This window comes from Shewanella sp. VK101, assembly GCF_056497865.1.
The window spans coordinates 4598528-4614735 of the sequence record NZ_CM151402.1; the positions used below are offsets into that span (position 1 = coordinate 4598528).

Here is a 16208-nt window from a genome sequence, read left to right on the forward strand (position 1 = left end):
AGAGAGTTAATGTCACAACAAGGATCGGCGGGCAATGTGATTGCCGCGCTGGCAAGCGTATTTTTCCCGGGTTTGGGGCAGTTGGTTCAGGGGCGGATCCTGGCCGCACTGATCTTCTTTCTGGTGACAGTTACAGGTTACGCCCTCTGGTGGTTGGTAGTTCCTGCTATCATAGGTGCCATTGCCCATCTCTGGTGCATCATAGATGCCGCCAAATACAAAGCATAAACAGAGAAAAGAGAAAGCTTATGAACAAGATCCTCACCACCACCCTGGTCAGCCTGGGATTGCTGCTGGGTGGTTGCCAGAGTGCCTATTACGGTGCCATGGAAAAGGTTGGCTATCACAAACGTGACATCATGGTCGACCGGGTCAAAGACGCCAAAGAATCGCAACAGGAAGCTCAGGAGCAGTTCAGTTCGGCACTGGAAGAGATGCAGGCACTGCTGAACCATGACGGTGGCGATCTGGAAAAGGCTTACAACAAGGCCAAAGACGAATATGAGTCGGCCCAGGAAGCCGCCGATGATGTCAGCAACCGCATCAACAAGGTGGAAGATGTGGCCGAAGCCCTGTTCGATGAGTGGCAAGGGGAAATCGGTGAGATCAGCAAGGCCAGCCTGCGCAGTAAGAGCCAGGCCAAGCTGAAAGAGACCCGCCGCTCCTACGAGCAACTGATCCGCAGCATGCGCCGTGCCGAGAGCAAGATGCCTCCTATCCTGACCTCAATGAAAGACAACATGCTCTACCTCAAGCACAACCTCAACGCCCAGACCATAGGGGCCATCAAGGGGGAGTTTGCCAGTCTGCAGAGCGATATCTCCGGCCTTATCAAAGAGATGAATAAATCCATCGATGAGTCCAACCGCTTTATCGCAGCAATGGAGTCGGGTAACTGACCGCCAAGCCATAGAGATAGCCCCGCACCGCGGGGCTTTTTTTCAGCTGTGAGCCAGTGCACGAATTTCTCCATCTGCGAATGTAAACTTGGATCTGCTGCACACTTCCTTTTTTGACTCAAGAACTTGTGCCCTTATTTGAGTTCACAATAGGCAGTCCTTTGATGCTGGCCTATATTCTCATGACACTGACCGAATCGCTCACCCTCATGCTGGCACTCTTCTATGGTGTCAGCCAACTCTGGTGGAGCGGCCGCCGTTTCGGCGCTGGCCTCACTTTGCTGCTGATTTTAACCGCGCTGCTGATTAGCAGCAGCCCCATGTTACTGCTGGCCACGCTGACAGCCGTTGGTAGCCTGGCATTGCTGCAGCAACTGCGCCCCGGCTTGCTGCAATCCGAGCCCAGGATCAATAACCTGCGCAGCGGCTGCCAGCACCTGTTGGCGCTGTCCCTGTTTCTGGTCGCGATTCAGTACACCATCAACAGCCTGATGCTCAAGGCCGGAGTCACGCCCTGGATTGGGCGCCCGGATGTGGTGGATGCGTTTCTGCCCATTGCCGGCGGTATAGAACTCAAGGCGATAGCCACCCTGGGACTCTGGGATCAAACCCACCCGGCGGCGGCCGTGATGCTGGCGGTGGTGCTACTGACCGGACTGCTGTGCAAGCGGGCCTTCTGTGGCTGGGCCTGCCCGCTGGGGTTGGCCGGAGAGTACCTCTATCGCCTGCGTAAACGCTTTATCAAGCGCGAATTTATGCCGCCTGCCTGGCTCGACTGGCCACTGCGTATGCTCAAGTATCTGTTGTTGGCGGCGCTGCTCTACATAGTGTTGGGCATGCCGTCTATGGGGATCCCCGGCTACCTGGAGAGTAATTATCACAAGATAGCCGATCTCAAGATGGCGCTGTTTTTCATCACTCCGGGACTCATCACCCTGGCCTGCTTTGGCTTGATCCTTGCCATTGTCGCCTGGCGCCGTCAGGGATTTTGCCGTTACCTCTGCCCCTATGGCGCCCTGCTGGGACTGCTGAGTTTTCTCAGCCCGCTGAAAATCCGCCGCGCCCCTGAGCACTGCCTGATAGAGTCCAAGGGGATGAAATGCGACAAGTGCACCCGCGCCTGTCCGGCCGGCATCATAGTGCATACCAAAAATACAGTGCACAGCGATGAATGCCAGGCCTGCATGCGCTGCGTGGCCGCCTGTCCCAAGAAAGCGGCGCTGGGGTTCGGCCTTAGCCGCAATCATTTCTGGTCGGCCAAGTCGGTAATGCTGCTGGTACTCGGGCTGCTGTTCCTGCTGCCCTTGATAGCCTACACCTCCGGCTTCTGGGAAAGCCAAACGCCGGATGCGGTTCGGATGCAACTGCTGCAGATGATCGACTATGTAGGTCACTAAACTTAACCACTCAGGCTCGCCGACAGGCGGGCCTTTTTACTGCGCTTGCCGCCGAGTCCCACGGCCCCTCCCTGACTTGCCACACCCGGCAAGATTGTTTCCCGGTGCTATTTTATGCAATGCTAACTTCTCCACCAAAAACACGGGAAGTTTATGGCGCACCATCTGCAAACCTTGCTGCAACAATGGGCTCTCAGCGCAGATGAGCCCTGGGTGCTGGCGCTGATCACCTCGTTACAAGGCTCTTCTTATCGCAAACCCGGAGCCATGATGCTGTTTCATCCCCTGGGCCAGAGCCTGGGGATCCTCAGCGGCGGCTGTTTGGAGGCCGATCTGCGCCATCAGGCACACAAGGCCCTGACGGAACAAAGGGTGGTGGAGGTCTGTTATGACGCCCGCGACGATCAGGACGCCAGTTACCAACTGGGGTGTGGCGGCTTGGTGAACATCTGCCTGCTGCCTCTGGGACGGGAGAATCATTTTCTGGCACTCGATGAGTTGCGCCAGGCTCTGAATTCCGGTCAATCGGGCTTCTGGCAATTGTTGATGCCAAAAGCCGGTGAAGCGCCCGCAGCCCTTGAGGCGCGCTTTTTACCCCAAGGTTCCCCCTCAACCTATGCTGAGCCTCTACCTTTCCCCGCCAATGACTTTCGCCGCACCGGGATTTGGAGTCCAGAAACCGGGCAGAACGGGCAACAGAGCTGGTTAACCGTACCCGTGGGCCCCAAACCTGCGCTTGCGATTTTCGGCGGCGGTCTGGATGCCAAGCCGCTGGCGCAGATGGCTTTGCAACTGGACTGGCAGGTGAGCGTCGTCGATCCCAGAGCCGCCTACGCCCGCAGCCATGACTTTGCCGGTTGCGACATAATCAAGCTCGGCGCCGACGAGCTGGATGCCGATTGGCTCAAGCGTCAGGATGGTGCCATAGTGATGTACCACAATGTCGAGCTCGACAGCGCCATTCTCAAACGGCTGCAAGTAAGCTGCCCACGCTATCTGGCGCTATTGGGGCCAACTCACAGGCGCGATAAGGTACTCAAACATGCCGCTCTTGGGCTGGCAGACTTTGCCGTGCCACTGGCGGCGCCCGCCGGACTGGCACTCGGCGGCGAACTCCCGGGGGCCATCGCCCTCAGCATTTTGGCCCAGTGCCACGGGGTTTTGTTTGATGCGCCCATGACTGGGCTTGAGGGCCTGATGCCATGAGGCTATTGCCTGTGTTACTGGCCGCCGGAGCATCGAGCCGCTTCGCCGCCGATGACTCAGTGCCCGGCCACGCCAAACTGGTGGCACAGGACAGCCATGGCACGCCGCTGCTGCGCCTCAGCTGGCAAGCGCTGGAGCAGATGCGCGCTCAGGCAAGCCAGAAGCACCCCAAGCTTGAGCTGCTGCCGCTGCTGACCATACTCGGCGGCCACAAGGAGCAACTGCAAGCGTTGTTGCCGCCCCATGCCAGCTGCTGTTTCAATCCTCTCTGGCAGCAGGGGCTGGGGCACTCCATCGCTCTGGCCGCGGAGCAAGCCAAGGCCTGCTCCGCCGATGCCCTGCTACTGGCGCTGGCCGATCAGGTTGCGCTCAATAGCGCCGATTACCTTGAATTGCTCGACTGTTGGCTGGGCAGCCAACTCAGCAGCAGCGCCTTTTACCGGGACGCCCCCGGCGCGCCTGCTATCTTTAATGCCACAGACTTCAACGCCCTTTGCCAACTGCAGGGTGACCGAGGGGCCAAGGCTCTGCTGACCGAGAAATTACAACAACAACGACTGGGCCGGATAGTGCTGCACCGCGCCGCCATAGACATAGACACGGGCGCAGATCTAAGACGCCTCAACCAGCACAAGGAGTGAACAATGTCGCAACTCAAAATCAATGGCAGACTGTTTTCGGTCGAGGCCGATCCCAATATGCCCTTGCTATGGGCCCTCAGGGATCTCCTGGGGCTGACAGGCACCAAATTCGGCTGTGGCGCCGGACTCTGCGGTGCCTGCACCATACATCTGGACGGTAAGCCCGCCAGAGCCTGCCTCACCAGCCTCAAAAGTGCCAAGGGCAAGAACATCACCACCATAGAAGGCCTGGATAATCCGGCGCTGAAAGCCGCCTGGAGCAAACACAAGGTTCCCCAATGCGGTTACTGTCAGACAGGGCAACTCATGTCTGCTGCGGCGCTCTTGAGTGAAACGCCCAACCCCAGTGACCAACAGATAGACGATGCCATGTCCGGCAATATCTGCCGCTGCGGCACCTATACCCGGATCCGCAGCGCCATCAAGGATGTCGCCGTCAAAGGGGGGCAAAGCTCATGAGCCGGTTTACCGCAGTGGAAAACTTCAGCCGTCGTGATGTACTGAAACTCTTTGGCGCCAGTGGCGGTGCCTTGATGCTGGGCAGCAGCGCCCTGGGCTGGAGCCCCATGAGCCTGGCGCAGGACAAGCTGCAACCTCTGAATCTGTTTATCGCCGTCGGTGAAGACGACAAGGTCTACCTCACCTGCCATCGCTCGGAAATGGGCCAGGGCATACGAACAGGCATACCTCAGGTGCTGGCCGACGAACTGGAAGCCGACTGGAACAAAGTCGTGGTGGTGCAGGGCCTGGCCGACAAGCGTTACGGCAGCCAGAATACAGATGGCAGTCGCAGCATACGTAAACACTACGCCAGAATGCGGCAGATGGGTGCCATGGCGCGCACCATGTTGGAACAGGCTGCCGCCGAGCATTGGCAAGTGCCGGTCGCAGAAGTCAGCGCCAAGGCTCACAGAGTGACTCACAAGGCGTCCGACCGCTCCCTGAGCTATGGCGAACTGGCGCTGGCGGCGTCGAAGCTGCCGCTTCCGGATGAGAGCCAACTCAGGCTCAAACCCAGAGAAGAATTCACCCAGATAGGTCAGTCACGCACCATAGTGGATATGGATGCCATGTTGGATGGCAGCGCCATCTATGGCCAGGATATACGTCTGGAAGGCATGCTCTATGCCGCGATTGCCCGGCCACCTGTGCTCGGCAGCCAAGCGGCGAGTGTCGATGATAAAAAGGCCCGCGCCTTCCCCGGTGTGGTGGATATTATCAGCCTGCCCGCTCCCCAAGGGGCACCGGCCTTCCAACCGCTTGGCGGTGTGGCTGTGCTGGCCAACAACAGCTGGAGCGCCCTTGAAGGCCGCAAGGCACTGACGATTCAGTGGCAGCAAAGCCCCAACGACAAGCACGACTCCCAAGCGTTTCTCGCCACACTGAAACAGCGAGTACAGCAGAGTGGCAAGGTCAGGCGTGAGCTGGGTCAGCCTCCCGCAAGCTGGCCAAAAGAGCGCACGCTCAGCGCCGATTACACTGTGCCCTATCTGGCTCACGCCATGATGGAGCCGCCGGCGGCCACCGCCAGAGTCAGCAAGGATGGCTGTGAAATTTGGGCCTGCAGCCAAACGCCCCAGAGTACCCAGCAGAATGTGGCGGCCGCTTTGGGGCTGAAAGAGGAGCAGGTCAAGGTACATGTCACCCTGCTGGGCGGCGGCTTTGGCCGTAAGTCCAAGCCGGACTTCAGCGTCGAAGCGGCGCTGCTTTCCAAACGCAGCGGCAAGCCGGTGAAGGTGTTCTGGAGCCGGGAAGATGAGCTGCAAAACGGCTATCTGCACGCCATCAGCGCCCAGCATTATCAGGCGCTGCTCAGTGATGATGGCAAGGTGGAGGCTCTGTTGTCGCGCACCGCCTTCCCTTCCATCAGTTCCACCTTTGCCGAAGGTGTGGATGAACCCTCGGACGGCGAACTGGATTTGGGCTTTATCGACTTGCCGTTTCAGTTGCCGTCGCTGCGCTGCGAAACCGCCAAGGCCGAGGCTCACACCCGCATAGGCTGGCTGCGCTCTGTATGCAACATTCAGCATGCCTTCGGCATCGGCAGTTTTGTCGACGAACTGGCGCTGCGCACTGGCCAGAGTTGCCCGGCCATGTGGCGGCAACTTTTGGGGCAACCCAGAGTGGAGAACTTTGCCGATCAGGGCTTTAAATACGGTAACTATGGCGAAGAACTCAGTCGTCATCCTGTGGATGTCGCTCGTTATCTGGCGGTCATCGACGCCGCCGAAAAACGTATGGCGCAATCACCGGCCAAGGCGGGCGAAGGCTGGGGCTTTGCGGTGCACCGCAGCTTTGTCAGCTATGTGGCGGTCGCCATCAAGGTCAAACTGGATGGTGAGCGTTTGCAGGTGTTGCAGGCCATCTCAGTGCTGGATGCCGGCACTGTGGTTAACCCTGACAGAGTGCATTCGCAGCTGGAAGGCGCGGTCATCTTCGGCCTCAGCCTGGCGATGCTGGGCGAAATCAGCTTCAAGGATGGCAAGGTGCAACAGTCGAACTTCCACGACTATCAACTGCTGCGGATGCCGCAATGCCCTGAGATAGAAACACAAATCATCGACTCGACCGAGGTACCCGGCGGTGTGGGCGAACCCGGAGTGCCACCGGTCACGCCGGCACTGACCAACGCCATAGTGGCCGCCGGCGGCAAGCGCTACCGGGATCTGCCGCTGAAGCAGTATCTGCAGCTTTGATTGGTCGATAAAGTGTCGGGGCCATGCCCCGGCACTATTCCCTGGCCAACTGCTGTAGCATCCACTGCATCACAGGGCCAATGCCCTTGTCCCTGCGTCTGACAACGCCTATCTCGACCCACTGATTGTCTGTGATATTGGCACCGGACAGCCTCACCAGATCCTTGGCATACCACTCGGCGGTCGCCACATGCTCTGGCACCAGGGCCCAACCAACATTTTTGATCACCAGCGCCGTGATGTAGTAATAACTGTCGATATGCCAGTGATTGCTGGACACGGGGCGCGACTGGCTGTCGCCGATGCGGGAGCGGATCACCAGTTGCCGGTGCTGATTGAGCTGGTCGAGTGAAGGCTCGGCAATATTCGCCAGCGGGTGCTCACGACCGACAATAAGCGACTGCTGAAAGTGAGCTATCGAGTTGAACTCCAAGGAATCCAAAAGCTCATCTGTTTGGCGGAACAAGATACCCAGGTCGGCTTTTTTCTCATCGACCCAGCGGGCAATATCATCTTGGGAGCTGTTGATAAGAGTGAGCTTCAAGCCCGGGAACTGCTCGGCCACCTGCACGAAGAAACTCTCGAAGCGCTCTATGGGCAGGGCCTCGTCCATGGCAACCGTCAGGGTGGCCTCCTCGCCCGAACTGACCGTCAGGGCTCTGGCGTCCAGGCGCTGGCACTGCCTCAGCACCACCTTGGCCTCCTGATAGACCTGCTCGCCGGCGGCTGTCAGCCTGGGTAGCCTGGCGCTGCGGTCAAACAGCTCCAGCCCCAGGTCTATCTCCAGATTGGCCACTGCTGTGCTTACCCGAGATTGCGCCTTGCCAAGCTCTCTGGCGGCGGCCGAAAACGAGCCCTTTTCCACCGCAATCACAAAGGCGCTCAGTTGATCCAGGGTCCAATTCATTCCATTCACCAAAGTATCCGAATAACGGATACAAGCTATCTTTCACCAATCCGAAAAACAAGCATAATCTGCGCCCCTATTTTCCTGCATTCGGTTAAAGGTAGTGCAATTATGAATACCGGAATCTCTCAGCAAACACTGAGTCACAACCAGCTGCGGCGCACCTTTTGGCGCTATACCATCCCAGCCATCGCTGCCATGCTGGTCAGTGGCCTGTACCAGATAAGCGCAGGTATTTTTGTCGGCCACTATGTCGGCTTTCAAGGATTGGCCGCCATCAACATGGCCTGGCCGATAGTGTTTGTTCTCTCCGGCCTGGGGCTTATGGTGGGCATGGGTGGCGGCAGCCATATCTCCATCGCCCGCGGAGCCGGGCAGCAAACGCAAGCCAATCGAGCCCTGTTGGCCAGTATCTGGCTGATTGTTCTATTGGCCCTGGTGGCATTTATGGCGCTGCAATGCTTGAGTGAGCCGCTAATGCAACTGCAGGGGGCCACTGAAGCGAATCTGCAGCTGGGACAGGGATATATTGCCGTGTTTCAGTGGGGCGCGGCGATCACCATAGCCTCGACGGCGCTGCCTATGTTGATCCGCAACGATGACAGCCCCAGAGTTGCCACCGCCCTGTTGGTGATGGGGGCGCTTGGAAATATCCTGTTGGATTATCTGTTTGTTGCCGTACTTGGGCTTGGGTTAAACGGCGCGGCTTATGGCACCATCATTGCCCAAACAGCTGTGTGTCTGGGGGCCGGCTATTACCTGTGTTCGAGCCATTCAGGCTTTAAGCCAAGGCTCAAAGATGCGCTACCCAGAGCCGGGGAGTTCGCCCGGATTATCCAACTGGGGGCTTCGGCACTACTGATGTACCTTTACACCAGCTTTATGGTGGCGGCCCATAACCATCAGTTTATGCAGTATGGCACCACCTTGAGCGTCAGTGCCTTTGCCATAGTCGGCTATCTGATGACACTCTACTATCTGTTGGCTGAGGGTATAGCCGAAGGGGTGCAGCCACCTGTGAGCTACTTCCACGGGGCCCGCCAGCCCGGCAATATCATCGCCATAGTCAAGCTGGGCGCCAAGGTCACCCTGCTGTTTGGCCTGAGTTGGCTGTCGCTGCTCAACCTGTTTCCCGAAACCATGATCGGCCTGTTCGCCGACAACAATCCTTTGTTAACCCAGGAAGCCAGAACCGGGATCCGTATCCATCTGGCGGCTATCTGGTTGGAGGGGCTGATAGTGCTGGCAGCCATGTATTTTATGGCGATAGGCAAAGGCGGGATGGCTTTGGCAATCTCCTTGACCAATATGCTGATCCAGTTACCGTTTCTCTATCTATTGCCGCTGTTTTTGGGAGAAACCGGTGTCTGGCTGGCAATGCCGCTGTCCAACCTGCTGCTGGCACTGTTGGTGTTGCCTAGATTCTGGCGCCGTCTGCATGCAAGGTCGCACCTGGCAGATAGAATCCGACAAGCACCGGACGGCACTTTGGCAAAACATCCCGCAGTCTAATGAGATGCCGGGCAAATTGAACGCAGTAAAAAACCCGGTCATGCCGTAATGCCGTTCACTTAGTGTGAACGGCATTTTTCTTAGGCTTAATGGGATACTTGTTTTTACTCATTTTTAACGCACGTGGATAGGCTCTATTCCGTTTCCCATCAAGCTTGAACTGCCTCGCATTACGCACTATGTCCAAGACCTCTCTCGGAACATTCCCAGACATTTGAGATGACAGCTGAGTCAGTTTAAAAATGATATAACTCGATGCATCTCTAAAGCTTAATTGGTTCGGATGTAACGACGGTAAGCTCTTAGCCATCAACATCATCTTGTATCTGATGAGGTTATAGGCCAATAGTACCCCCCACAATTCTTGGATAACCAACTCTGGCAATTGACTACGCAACGTAAAGCGACTCTCCAGAAGATGCTGCTTCATCTCCCGATAGCCCACTTCTATCTCCCATCGATGGGCATATAAATCCGCTATCTCTGCCCCCGGATAACGCAGGGGGTCCGTTAATGAGGTCAAAATGGAAACCGACTTACCTTTTATCGTCTTCGTCAGTAAGCGAGCTTCAATATTCTCAGGCAGCATAGGCCACTTCTTTCTGGCTTGAGGTGTGGTGGCTAACTGCACCAGTTGGTCGTGTTTTCCTAAAGAGCGTACCACTTCATATTGCGTCCCTTTCTTCAACGGCAGCAGCCAGTGGCTGTTCGGTTGAGCCTGTTGCCAGGCGTGCAAAAGCCCTAACGAATAAAAGCCTCTATCAAACAGCGTCAGGCTGTTATTGGGGATGCTTGATATTAGTTCGGCTGCTAAATTCATTTCACTGACAGCAACAGAATCAAAGGCACTGTTCAATACCAGGTGGCTGCTTAACTCCATCATGCAAACCATGCGAATTTGAGGATAGGCAGCATCACCAGAAGCGTTGGCAGTTTTGGCAAAGGCCTGATTGTTTTGCTCGCTATCAGGTGTTCGCCACACGACACCATCGACCCCATAGAGGTTAAGCCCACACCAATGCGGATGCTCTGCTCTTTCATGCCAGGTCTTGGCACTTCGTTTAAACACATCCCGAACAACATCAGAGCCCAGCCGTTTGCGCGCTTGCGTGACAGCACTGCGCGCAACGTAATCCACCTCTTGCGGTAAGACGATATCAAGCTTATTGATGAGAGAGCGGACGGACTCACCTCTGAACAGAGCCATACCAATCACCGCCCAAATCATGGCATCCATAGGTAACTTACGTCGTCTTAAACTGGCAACACCATGTGAATCAAGGCAGGACTGAATTAACTCAGGCTCAAGTACATCGGCCAGACAGGTGAATTCGGTAAGACGATTGATATGAGTACGCGCCAAAGCTTCTGAAAGTTGCATAAAAAAATCCGATGACATGGGGTCATCGGATTTTGATCCTTTCAGTGAGATCGTCAAGCGATCTGTCTTAACTGATCGGCATTACGGTCATGCCGGGTTTTTTACTGTTCGCCTATGGCTTAGCCACGGCTGGCGCGCTTGCGGTCATTTTCAGTCAGATGACGCTTACGCACACGGATGCTCTTGGGCGTGACTTCAACCAGTTCATCATCATCGATGAATTCCAGCGCCTGTTCCAGGGTCATCTGGATATGCGGAGTCAGTACCTGAGCTTCGTCGGTACCAGAGGCACGCATGTTGGTCAGCTGCTTGCCCTTGAGGCAGTTTACTGTCAGGTCGTTGGAGCGGCTGTGGATACCCACTACCTGGCCTTCGTAAACTTCGGCGGCGTGGCCAATCATCAGACGACCGCGATCCTGCAGACCAAACAGCGCGAAGGTCAAAGCCTTACCTGTGGCGTTGGAGATCAATACCCCGTTGCTACGCTGGCCGATATCGCCACCCTTGTAAGGACCATAGTGGTCGAAGGTGTGATACAGCAGACCTGTACCTGAAGTCGCTGTCATAAACTCGGTCTGGAAACCGATCAAGCCACGGCTTGGGATCATGAAGTCAATACGTACACGGCCCTTGCCGTCAGGCTGCATGTCGCGCATGTCGGCCTTACGGGTACCCAGCTTCTCGATAACGCCGCCCTGATGTTCTTCTTCCACGTCCACAGTCAGCTGCTCGTATGGCTCGCACTTCTCGCCGTCGATCTCTTTGATGATCACTTCAGGACGGGAAACCGCCAGCTCATAACCTTCACGACGCATGTTTTCGATCAGGATAGACAGGTGCAGTTCACCACGGCCGGATACGCGGAAACGATCCGGACTCTCGGTTTCTTCCACACGCAGAGCCACGTTGTGTACCAGTTCCTGTTGCAGACGCTCAAGGATGTTACGTGAAGTCACGTACTTACCTTCTTTACCCGCGAAAGGAGAGGTGTTGACCTGGAAGGTCATAGTCATGGTTGGTTCATCAACAGACAGAGGTGGCAATGCTTCGGCATGACCAACAGCACAGATGGTGTCGGAGATCTTCAGCTCGCCCAGACCTGTGATAGCAACGATATCACCGGCATTGGCACTGTCCACTTCGTGGCGTTCCAGGCCCATGTAGCCCAGCACCTGACCGATTTTACCGTTACGGCTCTTGCCGTCGGCACCGACAATAGTGACCTGTTGGTTGGTCTTGACGCTACCACGCTTGATACGACCCACACCGATAACCCCTACATAGCTGTTGTAGTCCAGCTGAGAGATCTGCATCTGGAATGCGCCTTCGGCGTCGGCATCCGGTGGAGATACTTTTTCAACGATAGTTTGGAACAGTGGGGTCATATCTTCACTGTTGTCCTGAGGATCCAGGCTGGCAAAACCGTTCAGTGCAGAGGCATAAACCACTGGGAAGTCCAGCTGCTCGTCGGTGGCCCCCAGGTTGTCAAACAGGTCAAATACCTGATCGATAACCCAATCAGGGCGGGCACCCGGACGGTCAATCTTGTTGATCACCACAATAGGCTTAAGACCTTGGGCGAATGCCTTCTTGGTCACGAAGCGAGTCTGTGGCATTGGGCCGTCCTGCGCATCAACCAGCAGCAGTACAGAGTCAACCATAGACAGAACCCGTTCTACTTCGCCACCGAAGTCGGCGTGTCCTGGGGTATCTACAATGTTAATCCGATAGTCGTTCCACTTAATGGCGGTGTTTTTCGCCAGAATAGTGATCCCACGTTCTTTCTCCAGATCGTTGGAGTCCATCACCCGCTCGGTGGCTTCTCCGCGGGTTGCCAGGGTTCCTGACTGTGCCAACAGCTTGTCTACCAGGGTAGTCTTACCGTGGTCAACGTGCGCTATGATGGCGATGTTACGTAAATTCTCTAACACAGTTTTGCCTCTTACGATCTCTGTTCTGTGGGATGCAGCAATATAAATTGAATGGTACAACCGCTTTATGACTGCTTGGCGATTGCCTTCCAGGCCTTATAAAACCTGGGCTGCCATCGTGTCGGGGAGCACAATTTCCCCGGATGGTTGCTTTAAAAAGCGTGCCATTCTACTCTAGCGAGGGGCTATCGCACAGGATTATTTTTTAGACACCTATGAATATCCGGCTTATTCAGCGCACGCACCATTATGGTGAACGCACCTTTTTGGAACACTCAATGCACCATGATAGTGCAAACCCGCTTGTCTCGCCAGCCCTCGATTTTACCACTCCCTTTATTTTCAACATCTTAGCATCTTGGCATGAGTCTGGCTTAATAGAGACCAACAAGGCGCCAGACGCTACATACTAAGAGTTGACAAAGGGCACCCCCTTTACCCTACCGGAGGCTTGATAATGTCAGTCGAATCAGTTTTACAACAGCTGCAAGAGTTGGAAGTTAAGTTTGTTGATTTACGCTTTACCGATACCAAAGGTAAGGAACAGCATGTATCTATCCCGACTCATCAGGTAGATGCTGATTTCTTTGAAGACGGCAAAATGTTCGATGGTTCATCTATCGCCGGTTGGAAAGGGATCAACGAATCTGACATGGTGCTGATGCCAGATCCAAGCAGCTTTGTACTGGATCCTTTCACCGAAGAAACCACAGCGCTGATCCGCTGCGACATCCTCGAGCCCGGCACCATGCAGGGTTACGACCGTGACCCTCGCTCTATCGCCAAAAAAGCCGAAGAGTACATGCGTTCTACCGGCATCGCCGACACTGTGCTGATCGGTCCTGAGCCAGAGTTCTTCCTGTTTGATGACGTACGTTTCGGTACCGACATGAGCGGCACCTTCGTCAAAATCGATGCCAAAGAAGCAGCCTGGAACTCAGGTACCAGCTATGAAGATGGCAACACAGGTCACCGTCCATTCGTTAAGGGCGGCTACTTCCCGGTTGCGCCTGTGGATTCTTCACAGGATTTGCGTAGTGCCATGTGTCTGGTGCTGGAAGAGATGGGCCAGGTTGTGGAAGCTCACCACCACGAGGTTGCTACCGCGGGTCAGAACGAGATCGCCACTCGCTTCAACACTCTGACCAACAAGGCCGATGAAATCCAGGTACTTAAGTACGTGATTCACAACATGGCTCATGCCTACGGCAAGACAGCCACCTTTATGCCCAAGCCGATAGTTGGCGACAACGGCAGCGGCATGCACGTACACCAGTCACTGGCCAAAGACGGCACCAACCTGTTTGCCGGTGACAAGTACGGCGGCCTGTCTGAAACTGCCCTGTACTATATCGGTGGTATCATCAAGCACGCCCGAGCCCTGAACGCTTTCACCAACCCAAGCACCAACTCCTACAAGCGTTTGGTGCCACACTTTGAAGCCCCTGTGATGCTGGCTTATTCTGCCCGTAACCGCTCGGCTTCTATCCGTATCCCTGTGGTACCAAGTCCTAAGGCTCGCCGTATCGAGACCCGCTTCCCGGATCCTATGGCCAACCCTTATCTGGCCTTCGCAGCACTGCTGATGGCCGGTCTGGACGGTATCCAGAACAAGATCCACCCTGGTGATGCCATGGACAAGGATCTGTACGATCTGCCGGCCGAAGAAGCAGCGGAAATCCCGACTGTGGCCGAATCTCTGGAAGTCGCCCTGGCGGCTCTGGATGCAGACCGTGAGTTCCTGACCCGCGGCGGTGTGTTCAGCGATGACTTTATCGACTCTTACCTCAAGCTGAAACAAGCCGAGGCCGAGCGTGTCAGCCGCACCACTCACCCAGTCGAATTTGAGCTGTACTACAGCCTCTAATTGCCCTGCAATCAACCGATGAGTCAAGCCATCGGATAACAAGAAAAGCGCCCCGGGAGCAATCCCGGGGCGCTACTATTTTAAGGCTATAAAACTCAACCCACTCAGGGAGCACCGACAAGCTCAGGAGCACTCTGGGCCTTGGCCCCTGTGAGTATCACCGCCAACTTGAGTTCACCCTCTGTCTGGTTCAACTCCTCAAGCCCTTCTGGAGTAAAGCGATATTGGCCTTCTGTCTCCAGCGCTTCCATGGTGCCAGCACAGGTGTCGACGGTTTCGCTGCATTCGAAACGCACCCCCTTATGCCAAGGCATGGAGAAGGCCGATACCTGCTCTGCCGGCATCTTGAGGTACATCACCAGATAGTTGCTGCCGGCATCCTTGACGGGTTTGCCCTCCGCCGTAGTCAGGCTAAAGGTCAGTGCCTGGCTTTGAGGATCCACGGCGCTCAGTGCCACCTTGAGGCTTTCGGCTTCATTAATGGACACAGACTGCTCCGGTTCAGGATCCGGCGGAAGCACAGGGTCATCATCGTCATCCCACCAGTCACAACCCCCCAGGCACAACAGCAAAGACGCTACTATCAAACTCTTATGTTTCATAACAGCCTCCTAGTGACAATCGCTGCAGACCGCACCTTCGTGAACCCCGGTCAAACCGGCGCCGACATCATGGGCGCTGTGGCAGCTCTGACATTCCATCTGTGAATTGACATCGGCACCTATGTAAGTGTCCGGTTCACGTTTGGTGCTGCTGTGACAACCACTACACTCGGCATTGCCTGCTGCCACAATTTCAGCGTCCAGGGCATTGTCCAGCGACTTATTGAGGAAGTCAGTGGTGACATAGGCAATCTCGGCCGTCAGCTGAGCGCAGCGCTCCAATTTCGCCTGATGACTGGAGCCGTACTTGCTCGCTTTCGACCAGTGGGTCACCGAGGTGTGACAGAGAATGGAATTGGCAACCGACTGGCCTATCTTATCTGCGGTCAGTAGCTCACCGGCATTGTCTTTACGGGTCGGTGCGCCAATCGCCTTGAGGAAGGCTTCATCATTTCTCGGCATGGCTGTGTGTTCATAGTAACGGTACACGGAGCGGATCACCGCAGTGCGGTCGACCCCGCCCAGGACGTTGACCGCCATGGCCGCCGCATTCAAGCAACCACACAGGGTTCCCCAACCTGCGATACCGCCGCCACCATAGGCCGCCAGGTTAGTTGGGATAGCGGCGAATTTACAGGCATCCTCATGCCCTTTGGCCGCCAAGGCCTTCACCAGGGCATCGAAAACCCCATACATGCAACCGCCACGGCCATAACCTTCATAGGCCAGTTTGGCGACTTCCATAGGGTCTAATTTCACATAGGTCAGCAGCTTGGTGCCCAGATCGCTGCCCCCTTCACTGCCGATCCCTATGCTGGTATCTCCGGGACAAGACTCTGCGGCCAGAGCTGTGGTCGCGATCAGCGAACTCCCTGCTGCCACACCAACCAAACCTACAATCTGGCCCATCGCCTGACGTCGATTCACGTTCATACTCATCACCTCTTTTTGCACTTACATATTGCAGAATTGCAAATTAAGTAAAATTAATTCTTTATAATCAATAGCTTGCAAGCAACCCCAGCTTATCCCCTCTCCTGTTGTGCAGATGTGATCCAAGGCGGGTTTCAGTGTTAAAGAGTCAAAAATTCAACAGTTCACCGGCAAGAGGCTTGAGCCAAGCAGCAACGGCAGCGACAATGAGCCTCTTCGTCAAGCAAGGATCTGCT

14 protein-coding genes are annotated in these 16208 nt (G+C 55.7%); 9 read left to right on the forward strand and 5 right to left on the reverse strand.

What is annotated here, in order from left to right:
• The first annotated feature begins 9 nt into the window (after positions 1–9).
• The 7 genes from ACSHSR_RS20425 to ACSHSR_RS20455 all read left to right on the forward strand — a co-directional run bounded on the left by ACSHSR_RS20425 (position 10) and on the right by ACSHSR_RS20455 (position 6839).
• Positions 10–228 carry a hypothetical protein gene (locus tag ACSHSR_RS20425; RefSeq protein WP_028780047.1) on the forward strand — a complete coding sequence of 73 codons (219 nt, stop codon included), beginning with the start codon at positions 10–12 and terminating at the stop codon, positions 226–228.
• A gap of 20 nt (positions 229–248) precedes the next feature.
• Positions 249–899 carry a DUF2959 domain-containing protein gene (locus ACSHSR_RS20430; protein ID WP_045283279.1) on the forward strand — a complete coding sequence of 217 codons (651 nt, stop codon included), beginning with the start codon at positions 249–251 and terminating at the stop codon, positions 897–899.
• 182 nt (positions 900–1081) lie between these two features.
• Positions 1082–2296, forward strand: a complete 1215-nt coding sequence (locus ACSHSR_RS20435) for a 4Fe-4S binding protein (RefSeq protein WP_144168623.1) — start codon at positions 1082–1084, stop codon at positions 2294–2296.
• A gap of 153 nt (positions 2297–2449) precedes the next feature.
• Entirely contained in the window at positions 2450–3502 is a 1053-nt protein-coding gene (locus tag ACSHSR_RS20440) for an XdhC family protein (protein ID WP_479631101.1), read from the forward strand.
• Positions 3499–4143, forward strand: coding sequence for an NTP transferase domain-containing protein (locus tag ACSHSR_RS20445; RefSeq protein ID WP_479631102.1), 645 nt, complete (start codon positions 3499–3501; stop codon positions 4141–4143). The genes ACSHSR_RS20440 and ACSHSR_RS20445 overlap by 4 nt, the downstream gene beginning before the upstream one ends.
• A 3-nt stretch (positions 4144–4146) precedes the next feature.
• Positions 4147–4602 (forward strand): (2Fe-2S)-binding protein, encoded by a 456-nt coding sequence (locus ACSHSR_RS20450; RefSeq protein WP_335900694.1) that lies wholly within the window; start codon positions 4147–4149, stop codon positions 4600–4602.
• The gene (locus tag ACSHSR_RS20455) at positions 4599–6839 is read left to right on the forward strand and encodes a xanthine dehydrogenase family protein molybdopterin-binding subunit (RefSeq protein ID WP_479631103.1); all 2241 of its coding nucleotides are present in this window, start codon (positions 4599–4601) and stop codon (positions 6837–6839) included. Before ACSHSR_RS20450 ends, ACSHSR_RS20455 begins: the two co-directional genes overlap by 4 nt.
• Before the next feature lie 34 nt (positions 6840–6873).
• Here the strand turns inward: ACSHSR_RS20455 and ACSHSR_RS20460 are convergent, their stop codons facing one another.
• Entirely contained in the window at positions 6874–7746 is an 873-nt protein-coding gene (locus tag ACSHSR_RS20460) for a LysR family transcriptional regulator (protein WP_479631104.1), read from the reverse strand.
• Between the two features lie 111 nt (positions 7747–7857).
• Between ACSHSR_RS20460 and ACSHSR_RS20465 the strand changes: the two genes are divergently transcribed.
• Positions 7858–9258 (forward strand): MATE family efflux transporter, encoded by a 1401-nt coding sequence (locus ACSHSR_RS20465; RefSeq protein ID WP_479631105.1) that lies wholly within the window; start codon positions 7858–7860, stop codon positions 9256–9258.
• 55 nt (positions 9259–9313) lie between these two features.
• On the opposite strand, the gene ACSHSR_RS20470 is transcribed toward ACSHSR_RS20465, so the two are convergent.
• Entirely contained in the window at positions 9314–10639 is a 1326-nt protein-coding gene (locus ACSHSR_RS20470) for an IS4 family transposase (RefSeq protein WP_479631106.1), read from the reverse strand.
• Positions 10640–10758: 119 nt separating this feature from the next.
• Complete coding sequence (gene typA / locus ACSHSR_RS20475) at positions 10759–12570, reverse strand: translational GTPase TypA (protein ID WP_025889914.1); 1812 nt, start codon at positions 12568–12570, stop codon at positions 10759–10761.
• 457 nt (positions 12571–13027) lie between these two features.
• Here typA and glnA point away from each other — a divergent pair, with 457 nt between their 5' ends.
• A complete protein-coding gene (gene glnA, locus ACSHSR_RS20480) occupies positions 13028–14437 on the forward strand; it encodes a glutamate--ammonia ligase (protein WP_028780041.1) in 1410 nt (469 codons plus the stop codon).
• A gap of 104 nt (positions 14438–14541) precedes the next feature.
• Here glnA and ACSHSR_RS20485 read toward each other — a convergent pair whose 3' ends face one another.
• Complete coding sequence (locus ACSHSR_RS20485; RefSeq protein WP_107005779.1) at positions 14542–15039, reverse strand: hypothetical protein; 498 nt, start codon at positions 15037–15039, stop codon at positions 14542–14544.
• Positions 15040–15048: 9 nt separating this feature from the next.
• A complete protein-coding gene (locus ACSHSR_RS20490; RefSeq protein WP_025010779.1) occupies positions 15049–15972 on the reverse strand; it encodes a C-GCAxxG-C-C family (seleno)protein in 924 nt (307 codons plus the stop codon).
• Positions 15973–16208: the final 236 nt, after the last annotated feature.